The sequence below is a fragment of the Micromonospora sp. NPDC005252 genome (assembly GCF_042872475.1).
Taxonomy (GTDB): Bacteria; Actinomycetota; Actinomycetes; order Mycobacteriales; family Micromonosporaceae; genus Micromonospora.
The window spans coordinates 396,118-416,599 of record NZ_JBIAKN010000004.1 but is presented as its reverse complement, the minus strand read 5'-3'; the positions used below and the strand labels follow the sequence as shown (position 1 = coordinate 416,599).

Here is a 20,482-nt window from a genome sequence, read left to right as displayed (position 1 = left end):
GGTAGGAGTGCGCCCATGGCCACCGAACAACCCCACGGGGTGCTCTTCGACATCGACGGGACGCTTGTCGACACCACCTACCTGCACACGGTGAGCTGGTGGGAGGCGCTGCGCCAGGCCGACCACCCGGTGCCGATGGCGACCGTGCACCGCTCGATCGGGATGGGCTCGGACAAGCTGCTGGACCACCTGCTCGGCCCCGAGCGCGACCGCGACGACGACCCGAAGCTCCGCGAGGCGCACAACACCCTGTACACCGAGTACTGGGAGCGGCTGACTCCGCTGCCCGGGGCGGCGGACCTGCTGCGGGCGTGCGCCGAGCGGGGGCTGCGGGTGGTGCTCGCCACCTCCGCCGCGGAACACGAGGTGGGTGCGCTGCGCCGGGCCCTGAACGCCGACGACGTGGTGGACACCGTCACCTCCTCGGCGGACGCGCAGGAGAGCAAGCCGGCACCGGACATTCTCGAGGCGGCGCTGGAGCAGTCCGGGCTGCCCGCCGAGCGCGTCGTCTTCGTCGGCGACTCGGTCTGGGACGTCGCCGCGGCCGGCAAACTGGACATTCCCTGCGTCGGGTTGACCTGCGGCGGCACCAGCCGGGGGGAACTCGCCGGCGCCGGCGCGGTGGCGGTGTACGACGACCCGGCCGCGCTGCTGGCCGAGCTGGCGGATTCCCCGCTCATCCGGCCGAGGTGAGACTCACTCCGGTTCACCGGGGCGCACACGCATAGCCGGAAGTCTTCCGGGGCATGGTCTGTGGCCACCTGCCCGCGCCGCGCGGGTGCGGCGAAAGGGTGGTGTCCGTGGAGCCGGTAGACGTCGCGTTCGCGCTTGTGGGCCTGGGCGCGCTGCTCGCGGGCATCCTGCCCCGGGTGTTGGAGCGCCGCCCGTTGTCCATGCCCATCGCGTTCCTCACCCTCGGCATGCTGGTCTTCCTGCTGCCGGTCGGACTACCGACACCGGACCCGCTGGCCCACCCCGAGCTGACCACCCACCTGACCGAGATCGGGGTGATCGTCGCCCTGATGGGCGCCGGGTTGAAGATCGACCGGCCGTTGAGCTGGGCCCGGTGGTCCTCCACCTGGCGGCTGCTGGCCATCGCGATGCCGTTGTGCATCGCGGCGGTGGCGCTGCTCGGGTGGTGGTGGGCTGGCCTGGTGCCGGCCGCGGCGCTGCTGCTGGGCGCCGCGCTGGCGCCGACCGATCCGGTGCTCGCCGCCGACGTGCAGGTCGGCGAGCCGACCGATGTGGAGGACTCCGAGGACGAGGTCCGTTTCGCCCTGACCTCGGAGGCGGGCCTCAACGACGGTCTGGCGTTCCCGTTCGTCTACGCGGCCATCGCGATCGCCTCGACCAGCCTCGCCCCGCGCGCGTGGGTGGCCGAGTGGTTCACCGTCGACGTGCTCTGGAAGGTGGGCGTCGGTGTGGGGGGCGGCCTGCTCATCGGCTGGCTGCTCGGCAAGCTGTTCTTCCGGGCGCCCAGCGAGCTGCGGCTGGCCCGGCACGCCGAGGGTTTCCTGGCGCTGGCCGCCACCTTCCTGGCGTACGGGCTGGTGGAGGTGGCCGGCGGGTACGGCTTCCTGGCGGTGTTCGTGGCCGCGCGGGCCATCCGGGCCGCCGAGCGGACCCACGAGTTCCATTCGGTGCTGCACGACTTCGCCGAGCAGGTCGAGCGGTTGCTCACCCTGGTGTTGTTGCTGCTGCTCGGCGGCGCGATCGTGGGCGGTCTGCTCGCCCCGCTGACCTGGCCGGCGGCCGCCGTCGGGCTGGCGCTGGTCTTCCTGATCCGGCCGGCCGTCGGCTGGTTGTCGCTGCGCGGCGCGCCCGGCCGGCCGGCCGAGCACTGGGTGATCTCGCTGTTCGGCATCCGCGGGGTGGGCTCGTTCTACTACCTGGCGTACGCCACCACGAAGGCGGACTTTCCACAGGCGGAGCTGTTGTGGGCGACCGTCGGGCTGGTGGTGCTCGTCTCCGTGGTGGTGCACGGCGTCGCGGCGACCCCGGTCATGCAGTTGCTGGACCGCGAGGGTGAGCGGACCGAGGACCCGTCCGAACCCGAGGCCCGGCCGGTCGCCGCCGCCGGGCACCCCTGAGGAGGGGGCAGCGGCGCTCAACCCAGGCGGGCGGCCAGCGCGCGACCGAGGTCGCGGCCGGAGCGCCAGGCGCTCTGCACGCGGGGCTTGCCGAACGCGTCGCCGGCCAGACCGATCCCGTCGGCGTCGAGGTGGTGGGTGTTCCCGGTGAGGTCGCCGGCCGGCTTGGCGTACGTCCAGCGGTGCACGTGCACGTCGGTGGCCGCCTCGGCCAGCCCCAGCAGGTCCCGGACGGCCTGCTCGATCGCCGGTCCGGCGCCGGAAGGCTGGGCCAGGTGCCGGGCGGCGAACTCCGGCACGGTGTGCGCCACCAGCACCGGCGCGTCGTCACCGCGCCGGTCGCCGTCGTCGCAGATGAGCGAGAGCACCGGATGGTCGTTGACGAACGCGCCGTGAAAGTGCGGCCAGCGCCGGGACGGGAAACGCAGCACCGCGGCCAAGGCCGGCGACCAGGTCTGCTCCTGCACGACCCGGGTGGCGTCGGCCAGGGCGGGATCGAGCAGCAGGGCGGCCTGCGGCCCCGGCATGGCCAGGGCGACCGCCGCGTACGGCTCGCCGTCGACGGCCGGCCCCGGCTCCACGGCGAGCACCAGCCGGTCGACGGTCACCGGCACCGCGCCGGCCAGGTGTTCGACAAGCGACCGCAGCCCGCGTGGCGCGGCGTAGCGCAGCGGACCGGGCACGTCGTGGCGGCCGTTGGTGTCGTACGACCAGAAGGTGTCGGTCCACTCCCGGACCAGGCCGGCGGCACGCCACTCGTCGACCACGGCGGCGAAGTCCGGGTCGCTGGCGGTGAAGTACGCGGCGCCGATGTCGGCGGGGCGGCCGTCGAAGCGTTTGCTGGCCATCCGGCCGCCGCAAACGTGCCCCCGTTCACGGACCTGAACCGACACCCCGGCCCGGCCCAACTCCACCGCGCAGGCCACCCCGGCGATGCCCGCCCCGACCACCGCCACGCCCGAGGAGTTCACGCTCATCCGTTGATCGTAGGTGCCGGCGGTCGCCACGGACGGGCATGAACCGGCGGTGATCGGGGTACTGGCACACCTGTTCGAAGAGAGGGTGATGATGATGACGGACCACAGCAACGACCAGGCCGACCCGCGCGGCGCGATCAAGGACCCGGACGAGTGGGTCACCGGCGACGAGCCGCCCACCGCGGCCCAGGAGTCGTACCTGGCCACGCTGGCCCGGGAGGCGGACGCGACGCTGCCGGACGACCTGACCAAGGCCGAGGCGTCCAAGCGGATCGACGAACTGCAGGCCGAGACGGGTCGCGGCCAGTAGCTCGGCGGTCAGGGGCGCGGCAGGGTGTGCAGCCGGACCCGCGTCAGTCGGGCCTGGGTTGTCTCGGCCTCCAGATAGGTGGCGTGCGGCTGGGATCGGCGGTCGGTGGGCGACCCGGGGTTGAGCAGGCGCAGCCCACCGGGCGCCACGCTGTCCCAGGGGATGTGCGAGTGCCCGAAGACCAGCAGGTCGACGTCGGGAAAGCGGGCCGCGCACCGCTGTTCCCGGCCGGTACGGGGGCCGGTCTCGTGCACCACGGCGACCCGTAGCCCGTCGAGGTCGACGCGGGCCACCTCCGGCAGCCGGGCGCGTAGCGCCGGGCCGTCGTTGTTGCCGTACACGCCGATCAGCCGCCGCGCGCGGGCGGTCATGGCGTCCAGCAGCGACTCGTCGACCCAGTCGCCGGCGTGCAGGACGACGTCCGCCGCCTCGATCGCCGTCCACAGCGGCCCCGGGAGGTCCCGGGCCCGCTTGGGGAGATGCGTGTCCGCCGTGAGCACCAGCCTCATGCCGGCATCATCCCCCGAGCGGGCGCCGTCCACCCGGGGACGCTCGTGGGGGCGCTCAGCTCCGGGCAGCTCGGCGCGACGTCGGTGTGAAGTACCCGGGCGGCATACCGCGGCGACGCAGCCCCGGGTTCTGCTCGACGTCACTGAGCACACCGGCGGCGTTGATCAGGCCGATGTGCGAGAACGCCTGGGGAAAGTTGCCCAACTGCTCCCCGGTCGACGGGTCGACCTGCTCGGCGAACAGTCCCAGGTCGTTGACCCGCCCGGCCAGCGCGTCGAACAACTCGTGCGCCCGGTCCCGCTCGCCGGCCAGCGCCAGGCAGCACACCAGCCAGAACGAGCAGATGAGAAACCCCGCCGGGTCGCCGTTCCAGCGCCGCAGCAGGCCGTCGTGCGACAGCTGCGCCTCCACCGCGCGGACCGTCGAACGCATCCGCTCATCGTCGGCCGGGAGGAACCCCACCAGCGGCATCACCAGCACCGACGCGTCCAGGTCGTCGGATTCGAAACTCCCGGTGTACGCCCCGAGCCGGTCGCTCCACCCGCGTTGCAGCACCTCCGTGCGCACCTCGTCGCGGGCGGCCGCCCAGCGGGCCACGTCCTGCGGCTGACCGAGTCGTTCGCCGAAGCGGACCGCCCGGTCCAGGGCCGACCAGCACTGCACCTTCGAGGACACGTGGTGGCGTTCGATCCCGCGCTCCTCCCACATCCCCGCGTCCGGCAGCTTCCAGTCCCGCTCCGCCTTGTCGGCGAGCGACCGGAGCAGGTGGTAGACGTCCGGCTCCAACGGTTCCAGCCGGTCGCGCATCAGCCAGGCCGCGTCCAACGCCTCACCGAAGATGTCGGTCTGCCGCTGCCGCCACGCGTCGTTGCCGATCATCACCGGCGGGCTGTCGCGGTAGCCGGCGAGCTGATCCAGGCGGTGCTCGGTGAGGTCCCGCTCCCCCAGCACCCCGTACATGATGGGCACCGGCTCCTCGTCGATCCGGCCCATCGCGCGACCCAACCAGGCGAACTGCCGCTGTACCTCGTCGTAACACGCCGTCCGCCACAGCGCCCGCGGCGTCAGGCTGAAGTCGCGCACCCACACGTAGCGGTAGTCGTAGTTCCGGTCCCCGCCGAGCTTCTCCGGCAGCGAGGTGGTCACCGACGCCACCACCGCGCCGCTGGGTCGGTACGTCATGCCCTGCACCACCAACGCGCTGCGCCGCACGTGCTCGGCGTAGATCCCGTTGTACGCGTGCTGCCGGCCCCAGGAGCGCCATCCTTCGGCCGTGTCGGCGATGGTCCGGTCGGCTTCGGGCACCTGCGGCGCGGCGCGTCGTAGGTCGGGGCGTACCCGAGGGTGAAGTTGTGGGTCGTGCCGGCGCGGACGGTGAACGTCGCGGTGGCCTCGCCCTCGCCGCAGGTCAGCCGCAGGCCACTGACCAGGGCGAGCCGGCTGGCCCCGCCGACCGCCTCCAGGGCGCTCTCCCGCGCCGAGCTCCAGGGCGAGCGCGTCGGTCAGCTCCACCTCGCCCTGCGCGGTGTGGAAGACGGTCCGCAGCACGAGGGTGCCGTCGAGGTAGCAGCGTTCGACGGTGAAGTCGGCCTCCGGCAGATCGACCAGTGTCCGGCGTCCTCGCCGATCAGCCGCGCGAACACCGACGGCGCGTCGAACCGGCCCGGGCACCACCAGTTCACCGAGCCCGAGCGGTCCACCAACGCGGCCGTGCGGCCGTCGGCGAGGAACCCGTGGTCGCTGATCTGTCCGCTCTGCACCGGACTGCCTACCCGGACCGTCCCCGCACATGCCTCACCGGAGACACGCACCCCACTCCGGCGGCGGGCGTTACCGCCCGGCACTGGCGGGAACGCGGTCGGCTGACGAGGGAGGATGCTCATGACCTCAGCTTCGGGGCCGGCCGCCGCGTGGCGGCCCGGCGCAACCAGTGGCGACGTGCTTCCGTCCGGGCCGGCAGGCCGCCTGTCGACGCCGGCCGGGGACGGGCACGGGCCGGAGAGCGGCCCACCCACAGTGACGATCGGCTCGTATCCGGACTATCCGTCCGCGCAGAAGGTGGTCGACTACCTGGCCGACAACCGCTTCCCGGTAAAGCACAGCGCCATCGTCGGCACGAACCTCACGCTGGTGGAGACGGTGCTCGGGCGGATGACCACCGGCCGCGCGGCCCTGCTCGGCGCCGGCACCGGAGCCTGGTTCGGGCTCTTCATCGGCCTGCTGTTCGGCATCTTCACCGTCGGCAACTGGCTGGCGGTGATCCTGGTCGGCCTGGTCATCGGCGCGATCTGGGGCGCCGTGTTCGGCGCGGTGGCGCACGCGATGACCGGCGGGCAGCGCGACTTCACCTCGGCCAGCTCCCTGCGCGCCGGCCAGTACGCGGTGACCGTCGACGCACAGCTCGCCGATCAGGCCCGGCAACTGCTGGGCCGGATGCAGGTGCCCGGCTCAACGCCGGCGAATTCCCGCTGAACCACCGGCACGACCGGCCGTCCCGGCAGTCCGCCGGGGCGGCCGGTCATTCGTGGTACGCCAGCTCGCCGGCCCGCAGTGGCACGTCGACCCGGTTCTCCGGCGGCGCGAGGGGGCAGGCCCAGCGGTCGTCGTACGCGCAGCTGGGGTTGTAGAGGTAGTTGGCGTCCAGCCGGACCCGGTCACCGGGCAGCAGCTCGACGCCCCGGCCGAAGGTGCCCTTCACCGTGTCGGTGAGGTACCGCCCCCCGCCGTAGGTCTCCTGCCCGCAGGTGCCGTCGCGCAGCGGCACGAAGAGCCCACCCCCGTACGCCTCGATCCACCACAGCGTGAGCGGCCCCCACGGCGTCTCGGCCACCGCCACCCGCCGGTACGCGACGACCCCGTCCGGGCCGCCGGTGTCCACCCGCAGCTCGCCGCTGGCCGGTCGCAGGGGCGCCTCCACCACGGCCTCCGGGTTCGGCGCGAAGTAGCGCACACCGGTGAAGCCGGGCCGCTCGGCCGGCGGTATCGGGCTCTGCGGGTGGGTGGCGAAGAGCTCGTCGCGGCCGGCGCGGAAGCCGGCGAGGTCGACGTCGGACAGGTACAGCCGGGCCACCCGCTCCCGCCAGTCGGCCAGTTCCAGATCGGTCAGCATGCGGCGGACTCCTGATCGATTGACAACTCTCCGGACCGCAGGGGCCTGCCGCACGCCTGGCAGCAGACCTCGGCGACGAACACCTCACCGCACACGTCGTGGATGAAGTCGACCTTGGGTACCTCGGCGTCGCTGTAGGTGTCGCCCCAGCGCTTGAGCACGAGGATGACCTGCCCGAGGTCCCTACCCTTCTGGGTGAGTTCGTACCCGGCGACCTTGCCGTCCTCGGTCGATCGCGCCTGCAGGATGCCGGTCTCGGCGAGCTTTCGCAGCCGGGCGGCGAGCACGTCCCGGGGCGCGCCGACCGCTCGCAGGATCTCGGTGTAGCGGGAGGCCCCGAAGGCGAGCGCCCGCACGATGTGCAGCGACCACCTGTCGTTGACCGCGTCGAGCGCCACAGCGAGCGTGTCCCGAGACGGTTTGGAATTCAAACCACCGGTGCTACGGTTCGTCTGGTTGGACATTCAAACCACACTACCCGAGGAAGCACCCATGACGTCGCCACCCGAACCACGTACCGAGCGGGAAACGCCCGTCGTCACCCACCGCCGAGCCTGGCTCTCTCTCGTGCTCACCGGGCTGATCATCGGTACGGCCTTCATCGCCGTCTACGTCGGGCTGCAACGCGGTCCCGAGCCGCGCCACCTGCCGATCGCGGTGGTCGGTGAGCAGCTGGCCACCACCGCACAGGCCGGGTTCGGCGATGCCGTCGCCGTCACGCCGGTGACCACCGTCGAGGACGGCACGGCCCTGGTCCGCGACGGCGACGCCGTCGCGGTGCTCGGCGCGACCTCCCCCGGCACGCTGACGCTCGACTACGCCGGCGCGAGCGGATTCAGCGAGAGCGGCGCCGCCCGGCAACTCGCCGCCGGTCTCGCCAGGCAGGCCGGCGCGACCGTCCAGGAGAACGACATCGTGCCGCTGGCGAGCTACGACAGCCGCGGGTTGTCCGCCTTCTACGTGGTGTTCGGGGTCACCCTCTCGTCGTTCGTCCTCGCGCAGGGGCTCACCGCGGCCACCGCGAAGGTGCGCCTGCGGCACCGGCTCTATGCCATGGGCGGATTCGCCGTCGCGATCGGCGTGATCGCGGCGACGGTCGCCGGCCCGGTCTACGGGTCACTGACGGCACCGTTCCCGCTGCTCGCCCTGTCGCTCATCCTGCTGTCGGCCGCCAGCGCCTTCACGACGAAGGCCCTCGGGGCCTGGCTCGGCCCGATCGGAATCGCGCTCGCCGTGCTCACCCTCACCACCATCGGCAACGCGACGAGCGGAGCGACCATCGGGATCGACCTGCTGCCGGGATGGGCGCAGGCGATCTCCGCGAAGCTCCCGCCGGGCGCGGCCGTGCGCGCGGTCAACAACTTCGGTTACTTCAACGGCTCGCACACGCTGGTGCCCCTGGCCGTCCTCGCCACCTGGTTCCTGGCTGGCCTGGGCTTCGTCCTGCTCCGACAGCGGACCGCGCGGCGACGCCCGCCCGCGACACCCTGATCCGAGGGTGGAGCCGGCCGGGTGGGCGCACGACGGGTGCCCACCCGGCCGTCACTCCCGAGGCCAGTTGCTCAGGACGGCGTCGAGGGCGTCGAGGGCGCGGGCCCAGGATTCGTCCGTCGAGCGCGGGGTGTGGCGGAAACCGCCGGTCCGCTCCAGGCTCACGAAGCCGTGGAACGTGCTGTGCATCATCCGGACGGCGTCGGTCTGGTCCGGCTCGGAGAGCCGGTAGCCGCGCAGGATCGCCCGGGTCATCTCGGCGTGCCGGACGCCCGCGCTCGCGGCGGCCGTCTCGGGGTCGAGGTCGATCTGCATCGCGGCGTAGCGGCCCGGATGCCGTGTCGCGTAGTCCCGGTACGCGTTGGCGAAGGCGACCAGCGCGTCCTTGCCGGCCCGGCCGGCGAGCGCCTCGGCGACCCGGTCGGCCAGCTCGGCGAGCGCCAGCAGGGCGATCCTGACCCGCAGGTCATGGGCGCTCCTGATGTGGAAGTACAGGCTCGCGTCCTTCACGCCGAAGTGCCGCGCGAGCGCGGCGACTGTCACGTTCTCGACGCCCACCTCGTCGGCCAGGTCGGCCGCCGCCAGGACCAGTCGCTCGGCGGTCACTCCGGCACGTGCCACGCACCACACCCCAAAATCTAGTCTTGTTAATCGGTTGCCTAGGGGAGCTAGGCTGATGCCTATGTTAGCCCTCACCGAGCCCGCCATCCGCGCCTCCCTCGTCAACTGCACGCAGGGCGAGGCGAAGCGGCTGGCCGTACCGAACGATCTTGAAATGCGTCCCTGGGACGACCTGGACTTCCTCGGCTGGCGCGAGGCCGCCGCGCCGCAGCGGGCCTACCTGATCGCCGAGGCCGACGACGGCCTCGTCGGGGTCGCGCTGCGGGTGGCGCCACAGCAGACCGGGCGGGTCCGGCGCAGCATGTGTTCCTTCTGCCTGACCACCCACACCGGCGACGGCGTCTCGTTGATGACGGCCCGCAAGGCCGGTCGGGACGGCCGGCAGGGCAACTCCGTGGGCGCGTACGTCTGCTCCGACCTGGCCTGCTCGCTCTACCTGCGCGGCAAGAAGGACGCCGGGCGGCGGATCGACGAGACCATCACCCTGGCCGAGAAGATCGACCGCACCACCAGCCACCTCGCGGCGTTCCTGCGCAAGGTCACCGAGTAGCGGGGGAAGCCGGCCGGCACCCCGGTGGGGCCGCGCCGGTCCGATCAGCCGGTCAGCACGACCGCCCCGGCCGGGCAGGTTCGCCCCCTGTCGAGCTGCCCCATATCTGGTCCGGCCGTCGACGCGGACCCTTCGACTAGCGGTCGGTGGCCAGGCGGGCGTGCAGGTGCTCGTCGTAGCGGCGGCCGTCGCCGTACTGGTACGCCTCGCGCAGCGTCCCCTCGGCGAGATAGCCGGCCCGCTCGGCGACCCGGCAGGACGCCGTGTTGGCCACCGCGTGGCACAGCTCCACCCGGTGCAGCCGAAGGTCGCCGAACGCCCACTCGGTGAGCCGGATGACAGCCCGCGTCGCCACCCCGCGCCCGCGCGCCGCCGGCATCGTCCAGTAGCCGATGGAGGCGTCGCCGTGGTGGATGTGGTGCAGCGACACCGAGCCGAGCAGCTCGCCGTCGGCGGCGTTGGTCACCGCCATGGAGGCGTGGTCACCGGCCGACCAGTCGGCCCGGCGACGCACCCAGAGCAGGGCGGCCTGGTCGTCGACCGGGCCGCCACCCTGCGGGTTCCACTGCGCGATGGCCGGGTCGCGCAGGGCGTCGCGCACCGCCGGGGCGTCCGCCTCTTGCCACGGACGCAGCAGCAGGTCGTCGGCGGCGAGCTCCACGTGTTCCACGAAGCCGGAGTCTGGCACACCCCGCGCCGGCGCCGCCGCCCAATTACCCCGAGCTTTGTTCAAAGCTGTACGAAGCACACCACCAACCGGACAGACGTGACGCAGAAAACGCGCGACAGCACTAGTTAAATTTTGAACTAGCGCTATCGTGATGGGCGTGACCGAGAGCCTGGACAGCACCCGAGCGGCCGCCTGGCGTGCCTACATCGAGGCCAGCCAGCGCCTGTTCACCCAGCTGGAAGACGACCTGCGCGCCGACAGCGACCTCACCTTCGCCGACTACCACGTGCTGGTCCTGCTCTCCGAGGCGCCGGGGCAACGACTGCGGATGGGCGAGCTGGCCGGCCGGCTGGTCTTCTCCCCCAGCCGACTGACGTACCAGATCTCCTCGATGCAGCGGCGCGGGCTGGTCAGCAAGGAGGCCTGCCCGGACGACCGACGCGGCAGCGAGGCCGTGCTCACCGCCGCCGGACTGCTCACCCTGTCCGAAGCCGCACCCCACCACCTGGCGTCGGTGCGTACCCACCTGATGGACGACCTCGACGACGCCGAGGTCGCCTGCCTCACCCGGGTCTTCGACCGGCTCGGCCGCCGCCTGCGGGCGGCCGGCACCACGTCGAGCAACACCCACGCCACACGTTAAGGAGCCCCCGATGCCCGCGATCACCGTCGACAACGTCCTCGTCCTGCCCCGCCTGCCCAAGCTCGACGAGTCCACCAGCTTCCGCAAGGTCCGCACGGTGACCACCGCGCCCAGCGGCTTCGAGGGTGAGGGCTTCCCGGTCCGCCGGGCCTTCGCCGGGGTCTCGACGACCGACCTGGACCCGTTCATCCACCTCGATCAGATGGGCGAGGTGGACTACGCGCCGGGCGAGCCGAAGGGCACCCCGTGGCACCCGCACCGCGGCTTCGAGACCGTCACGTACATCATCGACGGCGTCTTCGACCACCAGGACTCGCACGGCGGCGGTGGCACCATCACCGACGGCGACACCCAGTGGATGACGGCCGGCAGCGGCCTGCTGCACATCGAGGCCCCGCCGGAGCACCTCGTGCTGAGCGGCGGGCTCTTCCACGGCACGCAGCTCTGGGTCAACCTGCCCCGCGCGGCCAAGATGAACCCGCCCCGCTACCAGGACATCCGGGGCCGGGAGTCGGCTTTGCTCACCACGCCCGACGGCGGCGCGCTGATCCGGGTCATCGCCGGTGAGGTGGCCGGGCACCGGGGCCCGGGGTCGACGTTCACGCCGATCACCATCACCCACGTCACGGTGCAGCCGGGCGCGCAGGTCGACCTGCCCTGGAACCCCGACTTCAACGCCCTGGTGTACGTCCTCGGCGGGCGCGGCACCGTCGGCGTCGAGCGCCGGCCGGTCCGCACCGGTCAGCTCGCGGTGCACGGTCCGGGCGACGCCCTGCGCTTCAGCGCGGACCCCACGCAGGACAGCAACACCCCGGCGCTGGACCTCTACATCATGGGCGGTCAGCCCATCCGGGAGCCGGTGGCACAGTACGGCCCGTTCGTGATGAACACCCGCGACGAGCTGCTCCAGGCGTTCGAGGACTTCAAGGCCGGCCGGCTCGGCGTGATCCCCACCGAGCGGGTGCCGCACACCGACGGCCAGGGCCCGCGTCCCTGACCCTGACCCATGCGAAAGGCCCCCGGTTCGCACCGGGGGCCTTTGCGTAGCACTGGTCAGGCGGCTTGGTGTGCCTTCGCCATGTCGACGAACGCCCGCCAGGCCGCCGGGCTGAAGACCAGCGCGGGGCCGGCCTGGTCCTTCGAGTCCCGAACGCCAACGACGCCGGGCAGGTTGTCGGCAACCTCGACGCAGGCCCCTTGATTGCTACCGCTGCGGGTGCTCTTACGCCAGCGTGCGCCGGTCAACTCCATGTCCCTGCCACTTCCCTTATGAGTTCGATCGACTGCTCATGGGACAGTGCCATGCCGCGTACGTTCTCCCGTGCTATTCCAAGGGTTCCGTGCGCGAAGGTGTTGGCGCGCCTGATGGTCGAAAACCGCGCCGGCGACGCCGTCCCGGGGCGAGGGAGGCAGCCAGCAGGGTAGATCTTGGACACTTTCCGTTAGCTGCTAACGGAAAGTGTCCAAGATTGCCAGCGATGGTGGGTGAGGCGGGCCGGGGTCGTGCCGGTACGGGAGGGTTTGGTTCTGTCGGCGGCCGGAGGTCAGCTCGCCGCGACACGTCACCGACGGCCGGGCGTTCGACCATCATGGTCGGGAGCCGACGTGCACGATGGACACCGTGCGCAGAGTTCCGCAGAGTGATGCCACGCCCAGCCTACATCGGGGCCCGGACTGCTGTCAGTCGGGCGAAAAGCCCTGTTGAGCTGGGGTTTCGCCGCTATAACCTCGCTGATCGTGATTACCGACGACTCTTGGACGACGCTCCGACCGACCGCCGATTCTTCGACGAACGACGGCCACCTTGGCAGCCCCAGGGTCGTCTACATCCGCGGCAACCTCTGGCTGGACGGTCCGGCTGGAGACCCGGTGGCGCGGGGTTTGGCGGGCAATCCGGCGGCACCGCTCGACGTGCTGCTGCGCCTCCTCGATGACCACGCCGAGGCCGTTCCGGCAGCATTCCGGCGACGGGCCGACCTGCCGCCTGCGGTCGTCGCGGCGGCGACGCGTCACCCCGTGGCCCGCGTACGCGGCGCGCTCGCGGCCAACCCACACGTCGACCCGGCGATCCGGCTCCGCCTCGCGGACGACCCCGAGCACCGCGTCGTCGAACTCGTTCGCGAGGATCCGGGCCTGGCATTGCCGGACCGCGCGTTCATGCGGTCCGTGGACCAGCTCCTCGGGTACTTCCGGCGTGGCCTCATGACACCGACCGAGCTGCGCGGCGAGGTCATCGACCTGGGGACGCGCGACCGGCGTGCGGTCCGCAGCATCGCCACCCATCCAGAACCCCTTGTACGCGCCGCCGCGGTCGACCTGCTCGGCAGCGTGCACGAGACGTCCCGCGAGCAGTTGCGCGAAGTCCTGCTGCACGACGACGTACCGGAGGTACGGGCGGCGACGGCCCACTTCTTCGCCGAGCGGGAACGGGCACAGGAGCCTGCGGACCTGCCCGGCAACGGGTACGCGTACCGAGGCATGCTGAGCGACCTGCGGCTCGCGCCCGCGCTCATCGAGTACGTGCTTGCCGACCGGGACGGCCGGCAGGGCGCCGACGCGATGGCGACCAACCCGACACTGCCGCCGGAGGTGGTCGAGGCGTTGCTCGGCCACCCTTCGGCAGATGTCCGGTGCGGCCTCGCCCGGCGCGACGACCTGACCAGCTCGCAACTGGCGCGGCTCGCCGCTGATCCGGACGTGTCCGTCCGCACCGCCGTCTCCGTCCATCCCGCGCTCAGCGAGGTGGACCGCGCGGCGATCGACATCGACCTGACCACGGCACCGTGGGACCGCCGGACCGGCCTCTGCTGGCACCACCGGTCGGTGTTGCCGCCCCCACCACTGCCGCCGTTGGCGGAATCGGTGCGCATCGCCTCGTCGGTCAACCCGCTGCTGCGCCGGCGGGCCGCGGTCGATCCGCGACTGCCCGCCGACGTCGTCGCCGCGCTCGCCGACGACCCCGATCCCGATGTAAGAACCCTCCTCGCCCACCACCATCCGGCCGCACCACCCGACCTGCTGCTGCGGGTGTTCCGCGAGTACGAGCACCGCCGGTGCGACCGCTATCGGCTGCTGGCTCTGCCGAACTTCCCGACTGCGGCGCTGGCCCGGTTCGCCGACGACCAGGATCCAGCGGTCCGGCGGCTCGTCGCCCACGACCCACAGGCGGATCCGGCGCTCATCGACCGACTCACCCACGACCCCGACGCCGCAGTACGCCAGGCGATGGCGGTATGCCCTCGACTACCGGTGGACCGAATCGTCGAGTTGCTCGGCCACGCCGAGCTGGCCGAGGCCGCAGCGGCGAACCCGTCTCTGCCCGTGCACGTAATGCGAAAGCGAGTCGCCTCGCCCTCCCCTTGATCTACTCCAGATCGGCGACGTGGGGGCATCTCGTCGCGAGGAAGCCCCCACATCGCCGATCTGGAGACGATCGGCGCACCGGAGCCGATCCGGCTGACCCGCCGCGGCCTTACGAGACCGCGAAAATCCCCGCGACGCCCAGAATCACCATCAGCAACACCGCTACCAGCGCACCCCGTTCGCTCTCCACCGCCGGCTCGCGGTACTCGGTCACGGGGTTCGTCGTCTCGCGGTGCATGGTGTGGCCTCCTCGGCTGTTCGGTCGTGCTCGCGTCGTCATCCAGGTCACCGTTCGGCCGGCCTGGCATGCGGACCCGCCTCGGGGGTCCTACCGTGAGGACGTTGTCGACCTCCGGGGGGCTGGACGTGCCGTTACAGGACTGGTTCCTCAGCGCACAGGAACGCGCCAACCCGGTCTCTGGGTTACCCGTTTGGACCAGAGGAAACCTCGCCGAGCCGTTGATTCACGGCGCGGCGTACTTCGACCGGCTGGTCGAGGAGGTGGAGGCGCTGACCGACGGTGACCACCTCTTCTTCACCGACTGGCGGGGCGACCCGGACCAGCGGCTGCGCCCCGACGGCCCCACAGTGGCCCAGCTCTTCGCCCAGGCCGCCCAGCGGGGCGTGGTGGTCAAGGGGCTGATCTGGCGCTCACACCTGGACGCGCTGGCCTACAGCGAGGCGGAGAACCGCAACCTCAGCGAGACGATTTCGGCGGCCGGCGGCGAGGTGCTGCTCGACCAGCGGGTCCGCCGCGGCGGTTCGCACCACCAGAAGCTGGTGGTGCTGCGGCACCCGGGCGACCCGGAGCGGGACATCGCCTTCGCCGGTGGGATCGACCTGTGCCACAGTCGCCGCGACGACGCCGCGCACGGCGGTGACCCGCAGCCGGTGCAGATGTCTTCCCGGTACGGCTCGAACCCGCCCTGGCACGACGTGCAGCTCGCGGTGCGCGGCCCGGTGGTCGGCGCGCTGGACACCGTGTTCCGGGAGCGCTGGACCGACCCGATGCCGCTGGACTCGGAGAACCCGATGGCGTATCTGCGGGATCGGTTGCGCGGCGCGGACCTGCGGCCGGACCCGCTGCCCGAGCAGCCCGCCGACCCGCCCGAGTGCGGGCCGCACCAGATCCAGGTGCTGCGCACCTACCCCGCCGTCCGGCCGCGCTACTCCTTCGCGCCCGACGGCGAGCGGACCGTGGCCCGGGGCTACACCAAGGCGGTCCACCGCGCGCGACGGCTCATCTACCTGGAGGACCAGTACCTCTGGTCGACCGAGGTGGCCAACCTGTTCGCCCAGGCGCTGCGGGAGAATCCCGAGCTGCACCTGGTCGCCGTGGTGCCCCGGCACCCGGACGTGGACGGCCGGCTCGCCCTGCCACCCAACATGGTCGGCCGGGAGCAGGCGCTGTCGCTGTGCGAGCGTGCCGCGCCGGACCGGGTGCACGTGTTCGACGTGGAGAACCACGCCGGCACCCCGGTCTACGTGCACGCGAAGGTCTGCGTGGTCGACGACGTCTGGGCCAGCGTCGGCAGCGACAACTTCAACCGCCGCTCCTGGACGCACGACAGCGAGTTGTCCTGTGCGGTGCTCGACGACACGCGCGACGAGCGGACGCCCACCGACCCGGCGGGCCTCGGCGACGGGGCACGCGCCTACGCCCGGGACCTGCGGCTGCGGCTCTGGCGCGAGCACCTGGACCGGGACCCGGACGGCACGGACGACGCCGACCTGCTCGACCCGGCCGACGCCGTCGCGGCCATCACGGCCGCAGCCGACGAACTGCAACGGTGGTACGACGGCGGCCAGGTCGGCGATCGTCCGCCCGGCCGGCTGCGCCCGCACCGCCCCGAGCGGCTGCCCTGGTACATCCGCACCTGGGCGCTGCCGGTGTACCGGCTGGTCTACGACCCGGACGGCAGGCCGCTGCGCGCCAGGCTGGCCGGCACCTGGTGAACCTGCCGGGCCGGCTCGGGCAGGCCGGCGCCGCCCGGGTGCACGGTCAGGCCGCCGGGGTAGGCGAACGAGGAGCGCGGCGAGAAGTAGCCGAAGCCGATGGTCAGCGGGTTGGCGGGGCGCAGCGCGTACATCGGGTGCCGGGGTTGCAGGAACTCCACCGACTCGATCTCGAACGGCGCGACCGGCTCGGCCACGAACGGGTAGACCGAGCTGAGCAGTTGGCCGTCGCGGCACGTGAAGTAGCGGTGGTGCCCGCTGCTGATCACGTGACCGGTCTCCCCCACCCGACACCGGGCGCGGATCAGCGGCGCCCCGTCCGCCTCGGTCTCGGCGAGCAGCGCCTCGCCGCTCACCTCGATCCTGGTATGACCGGCGAGCACCGGGGCGCCCCGCGCGGTGGCGTACTCGCGGACCAGCCGGCTGGAGGCCACGTAGTGGGTCCACCAGCCGCCCGGGTTGAGCCCCCCGGGCGCGTCCACGCCCGCGAGTGAGACGCCGAGGTACGTCAACGAGTAGGCGCCGAAGCCGGAGGTCTGCGTCTCGTCCTCGACGACGTACTGGTTGAGGAACACCTGCCGGTCCGCACGGGGACGCAGCCCGGCGGGGACGAGTGCGGCGACCGCGTCAGGATCCGCTGGCAACCAGCTGAAGTACAGGGTGCGACTGTTCACGACGAGCTGGGGAGCCGCTGGATCGAGCATGGTGCCTCCGAACCGGGTGTCTACCCAGCGACGCTACGGCCGGTCCCGCCGACGGGACAACGACGGATAGTTGACACTGCCGCCCGAATGTCGGATTTCATGTTGACCACTTGGCGGAGGGTGCGGCACCGACCGGTTGGGCCCAGAGGGACGACCGGGTGCCGCAGGATCGCCCGGCACATGGGTAAGAGACCCCACAACCTGCTCGACGGCTGCCGCTTTTGCGCGTTTTGTGGTTCAACACGCCTTAAGTACATCAACCTTTCGGCTAGATTTCTCGGAGCCGATCAGGTTAAGGTGAGTCCCGAACGGCCCATTCGAAGCTAAACCAAAGCGTCACGTCTTTTTGTCCGCGGACGAGGTGCAGGGAGGACCACCCATGACCGCGCCAACGATCACCGAGCAGGCGAGCAGCACGACTGCCGAGCAGACGAGCACCACCAAGCTGGACCCGCGGGCGCTCACCGACAGCGCCGCCGACCTGCTCAACGCCATGGCCGCACTGCCGGCCAACCACCCGTCGCGCGCCGCTCTGCGGGACCGCGCGATCGAGGCCTGGCTGCCGCTGGCCAACCACCTCGCCCACCGCTACAGCGGGCGGGGCGAGCCGACCGACGACCTGGCGCAGACCGCCGCCGTCGGCCTCATCAAGGCCATCGACAAGTTCGACCCGTCCCGCGGTGTCGACTTCGCCGGCTACGCGATCCCCACCATCATCGGCGAGCTCAAGCGGCACTTCCGCGACCGCACCTGGGACATCCGGGTGCCGCGCCGCCTCCAGGAGCTGCGGCTGGCCATCTCCGACGCCAACAGCTCGCTGCTGCAGACCCTCGGCCGCTCGCCGACGGTCGCCGACATCGCCGCCCACCTCAAGCTCACCGAGGAAGAGGTCCTGGAGGGCCTGGAGGGCGCCCGCGCGTACAACGCGGTGTCGCTGTCCACCCCGACCGGCGACGGCGAGCGGGCCACCGAGCTGGGTGACATGCTCGGCGGCGAGGACAACGAGTTCGAGCTGGCCGAGCTGCGGGTCGCCCTCGGCCCCGCGCTGGCCACGCTCGACGAGCGCGAGCAGAAGATCCTCACCCTGCGGTTCTACGGCAACCTGACCCAGTCGCAGATCGCCGACCAGATCGGCGTCTCGCAGATGCACGTCTCCCGGCTGCTGGCCCGGGCGCTGACCAAGCTGCGCGGCCAGCTCGACGGCACGTACTAGGCACCACACGATGAAGGGCCGGGTCAGCGTGGACCCGGCCCTTCATCGTGTGTCGGGACGTTCGAACGGCGCACCGGCCGGGTCGCTCCCTCAGGGGCAGCGGCCCGGCCGGTCCCGTCAGCGGCCGGCGGGCTCCCGCCACATCGGCCAGAACGGCGTGCCGTCGGGCACCCGGAAGGGCTCGCCGGCCCGGTAACCGTGCCGCGCGTACAGGTCCCGGCTGCGCGGGCTGCTCGCCTCCAGGTAGGCAGGCATCCCGTTGGCGTCCAACCAGGCGTGGTGGTGCCTCATCAACGCGGTGCCCAACCCGTGCCCCTGCCGTCCCGGCTGCACGGCCAGGAAGGCCATGTGGTGGTGGTCCGGATGCGGGTGGTTCGCCGCGAACAACTCGTCGAGATGCTGGAACCGGTCGGTCCACTCGCCGCACGCGGCGGCGAGCCGGGCGTCGTAGTCAGGCGGCGGCGGGGCCGGCTCACCGACCGACGGAAACCAGACCGCGACTCCGGCCCGGTCCGCGGTGGCGTGCACGAACCCGTGCCGCATCGCGTGGTCGACCAGGATCTCGAAGTCCCCGGCCAGCACGGCCTCGCGCTTGCTCGCGTCGGGCACCAGCCAGGAGGTCACCTCCAGGGCCGTGAACGCCTCGGCGATCCGGTTGGCGACCAGCGCCGTGTCCTGCGGCCCGAGCCGTTCGATGGCCACGCTCATCGGGACACCTCCGCACCAGCCGGCGTCGGCGCCGGCTGCTCCCCCGACCGCACGGCCGCCGCAGCGCTCGCCGCGCCGAGACCGATCCGGGCGTACGTGTCCGGACGGTTGGCGCGCAGCAGCAGCGCCCACGCGATGCCCAGCGCGGCCGCCACCGGGTAGACGGCGGGCAGCTCCCAGCGCAGGTTGGAGTCGGGTGCGACGCCGAGCAGGTTGGCGAAGTTCGACACGGCCAACCAGATGATCACGACGAGTGCGACGGTGGCCAGGCCGGGTGCGATGGCCCGGCGCCAGAGGGTCTCGCCGCCGTGTCGGACGAAGTAGGCGATCACCGCCACCGAGGTGGTGGCGATGAGCAGCAGGACGCCGAACCCGCCGGTGGTGCCGCCCCAGAAGAACAGCTGGACCACCGGGTCCCAGCCGTTGACGGTGTAGAGCAGGATGACCAGCAGGCCGAGGACGCTCTGTGCCAGCGACGCGGCCCGGGGCGAGCCGGTCCGCGGCGAGGTCTGCCCGAACACCGCCGGCAGCACCCGCTCCCGGCCCAGCGCGAAGGTGTAGCGGGCCGTGGTGTTGTGGAACGAGATCATCGCGGCGAGCACCGAGGTCAGGAAGAGCGCCTGCCCGATGGTGACCGCGGTGTCGCCGAGCTGGGCGGCGGCCAGGTTGAAGATCAGCCCGACGCTCTGCTCCCCGGCCTCAGCGACGATCTTGTCCGGCCCGACGGCGACGGTCATGGTCCAGGACGAGAGCGCGTACAGCCCGGCGATGATCGCCACCGAGAGGTACGTCGCCAGCGGCACCGTCCGCTTCGGGTCCTTGCTCTCCTCGCTGAACACCACCGCGGACTCGAAGCCGACGAACCCGAGGATGGCCAGCACCAGCACCGCGCCCACCCCCGGCACGAAGAGGTTGTCCGGCGACAGGGCGGCGAAGCTCACCTGACCGTCGGCCGGGTTGCCGAGCTGGCCCAGGTCGAAGACGAGGATGACCACGATCTCCGCGACCAGCAACGCGGCGAGCACCAGGCCGTTGATGTCGACCCGCAGCAGGCCGAGCAGGCCGACCAGCGCCCACGCCACGAGGGCGACGATCGACCAGTGCGGGTGTCCGCCGAAGATCCGGTCGAGCACCGGCTCGGCCGCGACGCCGATGGTGCCGTAGAGCCCGACCTGGAGCGCGTTGTACGCGATCAGCGCCACCCAGGCGGCGCCGACGCCGGCCGGCCGGCCGAGGCCACGCGAGATGTAGGCGTAGAAGGCGCCGGCGTTCTCGACCTGGCGGGACATCGCCACGTAGCCGACCGAGAACAGTGCGAGCACTGCGGCGACCACCAGGAAGGCCAGCGGGATGCCGGTCACGCCGATGACGCCGTAGCCGGTGGTGACGACGCCGGCCACCACGGTCAGCGGCGCGGCTGCGGACAGGACGAAGAAGATGACCGAGGGGACGCCGAGGCGTCCCCTCGCGAGGGCTTCGGAGACATTGCTGGGTCGGTCGACTGTCGATGTCGATGGCATACGACTACTCCGGTTGTCGAGGGGGAGGGGTTGGGGTTACCGGGGGA

Annotated in this window: 22 protein-coding genes and 1 pseudogene; 11 read left to right on the top strand and 12 right to left on the bottom strand. The window is 71.9% G+C overall.

Translation table 11 applies throughout. From position 1 onward, the window contains the following. Positions 1 to 15 precede the first annotated feature (15 nt). On the top strand, positions 16 to 693 hold the full coding sequence (locus ACFYPH_RS14910; protein ID WP_387182026.1) for an HAD family hydrolase: 678 nt from the start codon (positions 16 to 18) through the stop codon (positions 691 to 693). A gap of 107 nt (positions 694 to 800) precedes the next feature. Continuing rightward, complete coding sequence (locus ACFYPH_RS14905) at positions 801 to 2,090, top strand: cation:proton antiporter (RefSeq protein WP_354860143.1); 1,290 nt, start codon at positions 801 to 803, stop codon at positions 2,088 to 2,090. Between the two features lie 17 nt (positions 2,091 to 2,107). Here the strand turns inward: ACFYPH_RS14905 and ACFYPH_RS14900 are convergent, their stop codons facing one another. Further along, positions 2,108 to 3,046 carry an NAD(P)/FAD-dependent oxidoreductase gene (locus ACFYPH_RS14900; protein ID WP_387182351.1) on the bottom strand — a complete coding sequence of 313 codons (939 nt, stop codon included), beginning with the start codon at positions 3,044 to 3,046 and terminating at the stop codon, positions 2,108 to 2,110. 112 nt (positions 3,047 to 3,158) lie between these two features. Here ACFYPH_RS14900 and ACFYPH_RS14895 point away from each other — a divergent pair, with 112 nt between their 5' ends. Next, positions 3,159 to 3,377: a DUF3072 domain-containing protein gene (locus ACFYPH_RS14895; RefSeq protein WP_354860183.1), complete on the top strand. Its 219-nt coding sequence runs from the start codon at positions 3,159 to 3,161 to the stop codon at positions 3,375 to 3,377. 8 nt (positions 3,378 to 3,385) lie between these two features. On the opposite strand, the gene ACFYPH_RS14890 is transcribed toward ACFYPH_RS14895, so the two are convergent. Then, positions 3,386 to 3,886, bottom strand: a complete 501-nt coding sequence (locus ACFYPH_RS14890; protein ID WP_355065620.1) for a metallophosphoesterase — start codon at positions 3,884 to 3,886, stop codon at positions 3,386 to 3,388. 55 nt (positions 3,887 to 3,941) lie between these two features. Next, positions 3,942 to 5,647, bottom strand: a pseudogene (locus tag ACFYPH_RS14885) (glycoside hydrolase family 15 protein). 121 nt (positions 5,648 to 5,768) lie between these two features. Between ACFYPH_RS14885 and ACFYPH_RS14880 the strand changes: the two are divergent. Then, positions 5,769 to 6,359: a general stress protein gene (locus ACFYPH_RS14880; protein WP_387182021.1), complete on the top strand. Its 591-nt coding sequence runs from the start codon at positions 5,769 to 5,771 to the stop codon at positions 6,357 to 6,359. Between the two features lie 46 nt (positions 6,360 to 6,405). On the opposite strand, the gene ACFYPH_RS14875 is transcribed toward ACFYPH_RS14880, so the two are convergent. Together ACFYPH_RS14875 and ACFYPH_RS14870 are read right to left on the bottom strand one after the other, a co-directional pair. Then, positions 6,406 to 6,993 (bottom strand): DUF1684 domain-containing protein, encoded by a 588-nt coding sequence (locus tag ACFYPH_RS14875; RefSeq protein WP_355136498.1) that lies wholly within the window; start codon positions 6,991 to 6,993, stop codon positions 6,406 to 6,408. Further along, a complete protein-coding gene (locus tag ACFYPH_RS14870; RefSeq protein ID WP_354860150.1) occupies positions 6,990 to 7,394 on the bottom strand; it encodes a helix-turn-helix domain-containing protein in 405 nt (134 codons plus the stop codon). Before ACFYPH_RS14870 ends, ACFYPH_RS14875 begins: the two co-directional genes overlap by 4 nt. Positions 7,395 to 7,488: 94 nt before the next feature. Between ACFYPH_RS14870 and ACFYPH_RS14865 the strand changes: the two genes are divergently transcribed. Continuing rightward, positions 7,489 to 8,487 carry a hypothetical protein gene (locus tag ACFYPH_RS14865; protein WP_363935771.1) on the top strand — a complete coding sequence of 333 codons (999 nt, stop codon included), beginning with the start codon at positions 7,489 to 7,491 and terminating at the stop codon, positions 8,485 to 8,487. Positions 8,488 to 8,538: 51 nt separating this feature from the next. Here ACFYPH_RS14865 and ACFYPH_RS14860 read toward each other — a convergent pair whose 3' ends face one another. Further along, entirely contained in the window at positions 8,539 to 9,108 is a 570-nt protein-coding gene (locus ACFYPH_RS14860) for a TetR/AcrR family transcriptional regulator (protein WP_387182017.1), read from the bottom strand. A gap of 55 nt (positions 9,109 to 9,163) precedes the next feature. Here ACFYPH_RS14860 and ACFYPH_RS14855 point away from each other — a divergent pair, with 55 nt between their 5' ends. Continuing rightward, positions 9,164 to 9,658: an FBP domain-containing protein gene (locus ACFYPH_RS14855; RefSeq protein WP_354860158.1), complete on the top strand. Its 495-nt coding sequence runs from the start codon at positions 9,164 to 9,166 to the stop codon at positions 9,656 to 9,658. A 136-nt stretch (positions 9,659 to 9,794) separates the two neighbouring features. On the opposite strand, the gene ACFYPH_RS14850 is transcribed toward ACFYPH_RS14855, so the two are convergent. Then, complete coding sequence (locus ACFYPH_RS14850) at positions 9,795 to 10,328, bottom strand: GNAT family N-acetyltransferase (protein ID WP_355065614.1); 534 nt, start codon at positions 10,326 to 10,328, stop codon at positions 9,795 to 9,797. Between the two features lie 157 nt (positions 10,329 to 10,485). On the opposite strand from ACFYPH_RS14850, the gene ACFYPH_RS14845 reads away from it, so the two are divergent. Both ACFYPH_RS14845 and ACFYPH_RS14840 read left to right on the top strand, forming a co-directional pair. Further along, on the top strand, positions 10,486 to 10,971 hold the full coding sequence (locus tag ACFYPH_RS14845; protein WP_354860163.1) for a MarR family transcriptional regulator: 486 nt from the start codon (positions 10,486 to 10,488) through the stop codon (positions 10,969 to 10,971). Between the two features lie 10 nt (positions 10,972 to 10,981). After that, a complete protein-coding gene (locus ACFYPH_RS14840; RefSeq protein ID WP_354860165.1) occupies positions 10,982 to 11,968 on the top strand; it encodes a pirin family protein in 987 nt (328 codons plus the stop codon). Positions 11,969 to 12,024: 56 nt separating this feature from the next. On the opposite strand, the gene ACFYPH_RS14835 is transcribed toward ACFYPH_RS14840, so the two are convergent. Next, on the bottom strand, positions 12,025 to 12,222 hold the full coding sequence (locus ACFYPH_RS14835) for a DUF397 domain-containing protein (protein WP_387182012.1): 198 nt from the start codon (positions 12,220 to 12,222) through the stop codon (positions 12,025 to 12,027). A gap of 618 nt (positions 12,223 to 12,840) precedes the next feature. Here ACFYPH_RS14835 and ACFYPH_RS14830 point away from each other — a divergent pair. Then, positions 12,841 to 14,334: a hypothetical protein gene (locus ACFYPH_RS14830; RefSeq protein WP_387182008.1), complete on the top strand. Its 1,494-nt coding sequence runs from the start codon at positions 12,841 to 12,843 to the stop codon at positions 14,332 to 14,334. Between the two features lie 109 nt (positions 14,335 to 14,443). On the opposite strand, the gene ACFYPH_RS14825 is transcribed toward ACFYPH_RS14830, so the two are convergent. Then, entirely contained in the window at positions 14,444 to 14,572 is a 129-nt protein-coding gene (locus ACFYPH_RS14825) for a hypothetical protein (RefSeq protein WP_354860174.1), read from the bottom strand. A 128-nt stretch (positions 14,573 to 14,700) separates the two neighbouring features. Between ACFYPH_RS14825 and ACFYPH_RS14820 the strand changes: the two genes are divergently transcribed. Beyond that, entirely contained in the window at positions 14,701 to 16,290 is a 1,590-nt protein-coding gene (locus ACFYPH_RS14820) for a phospholipase D-like domain-containing protein (RefSeq protein WP_354860188.1), read from the top strand. On the opposite strand, the gene ACFYPH_RS14815 is transcribed toward ACFYPH_RS14820, so the two are convergent. Next, positions 16,239 to 16,994 (bottom strand): hypothetical protein, encoded by a 756-nt coding sequence (locus ACFYPH_RS14815; protein WP_387182005.1) that lies wholly within the window; start codon positions 16,992 to 16,994, stop codon positions 16,239 to 16,241. The two genes, ACFYPH_RS14820 and ACFYPH_RS14815, sit on opposite strands and share 52 nt — an antisense overlap. Positions 16,995 to 17,373: 379 nt before the next feature. Between ACFYPH_RS14815 and ACFYPH_RS14810 the strand changes: the two genes are divergently transcribed. Further along, positions 17,374 to 18,207, top strand: a complete 834-nt coding sequence (locus ACFYPH_RS14810; RefSeq protein ID WP_387182002.1) for a SigB/SigF/SigG family RNA polymerase sigma factor — start codon at positions 17,374 to 17,376, stop codon at positions 18,205 to 18,207. Positions 18,208 to 18,324: 117 nt separating this feature from the next. On the opposite strand, the gene ACFYPH_RS14805 is transcribed toward ACFYPH_RS14810, so the two are convergent. Both ACFYPH_RS14805 and ACFYPH_RS14800 read right to left on the bottom strand, forming a co-directional pair. Next, a complete protein-coding gene (locus tag ACFYPH_RS14805) occupies positions 18,325 to 18,915 on the bottom strand; it encodes a GNAT family N-acetyltransferase (RefSeq protein ID WP_387181999.1) in 591 nt (196 codons plus the stop codon). Then, entirely contained in the window at positions 18,912 to 20,435 is a 1,524-nt protein-coding gene (locus tag ACFYPH_RS14800) for an APC family permease (protein ID WP_355136219.1), read from the bottom strand. Before ACFYPH_RS14800 ends, ACFYPH_RS14805 begins: the two co-directional genes overlap by 4 nt. Positions 20,436 to 20,482 lie beyond the last annotated feature (47 nt).

Coding starts and splice junctions, on each gene's coding strand:
- ACFYPH_RS14910 (WP_387182026.1), top strand. CDS start 16: ATGGCCACCGAACAACCCCACGGGGTGCTCTTCGACATCGACGGGACG.
- ACFYPH_RS14895 (WP_354860183.1), top strand. CDS start 3,159: ATGATGACGGACCACAGCAACGACCAGGCCGACCCGCGCGGCGCGATC.
- ACFYPH_RS14890 (WP_355065620.1), bottom strand. CDS start 3,886: ATGAGGCTGGTGCTCACGGCGGACACGCATCTCCCCAAGCGGGCCCGG.
- ACFYPH_RS14880 (WP_387182021.1), top strand. CDS start 5,769: ATGACCTCAGCTTCGGGGCCGGCCGCCGCGTGGCGGCCCGGCGCAACC.
- ACFYPH_RS14865 (WP_363935771.1), top strand. CDS start 7,489: ATGACGTCGCCACCCGAACCACGTACCGAGCGGGAAACGCCCGTCGTC.
- ACFYPH_RS14855 (WP_354860158.1), top strand. CDS start 9,164: ATGCCTATGTTAGCCCTCACCGAGCCCGCCATCCGCGCCTCCCTCGTC.
- ACFYPH_RS14840 (WP_354860165.1), top strand. CDS start 10,982: ATGCCCGCGATCACCGTCGACAACGTCCTCGTCCTGCCCCGCCTGCCC.
- ACFYPH_RS14835 (WP_387182012.1), bottom strand. CDS start 12,222: ATGGAGTTGACCGGCGCACGCTGGCGTAAGAGCACCCGCAGCGGTAGC.
- ACFYPH_RS14825 (WP_354860174.1), bottom strand. CDS start 14,572: ATGCACCGCGAGACGACGAACCCCGTGACCGAGTACCGCGAGCCGGCG.
- ACFYPH_RS14815 (WP_387182005.1), bottom strand. CDS start 16,994: ATGCTCGATCCAGCGGCTCCCCAGCTCGTCGTGAACAGTCGCACCCTG.
- ACFYPH_RS14810 (WP_387182002.1), top strand. CDS start 17,374: ATGACCGCGCCAACGATCACCGAGCAGGCGAGCAGCACGACTGCCGAG.
- ACFYPH_RS14805 (WP_387181999.1), bottom strand. CDS start 18,915: ATGAGCGTGGCCATCGAACGGCTCGGGCCGCAGGACACGGCGCTGGTC.
- ACFYPH_RS14800 (WP_355136219.1), bottom strand. CDS start 20,435: ATGCCATCGACATCGACAGTCGACCGACCCAGCAATGTCTCCGAAGCC.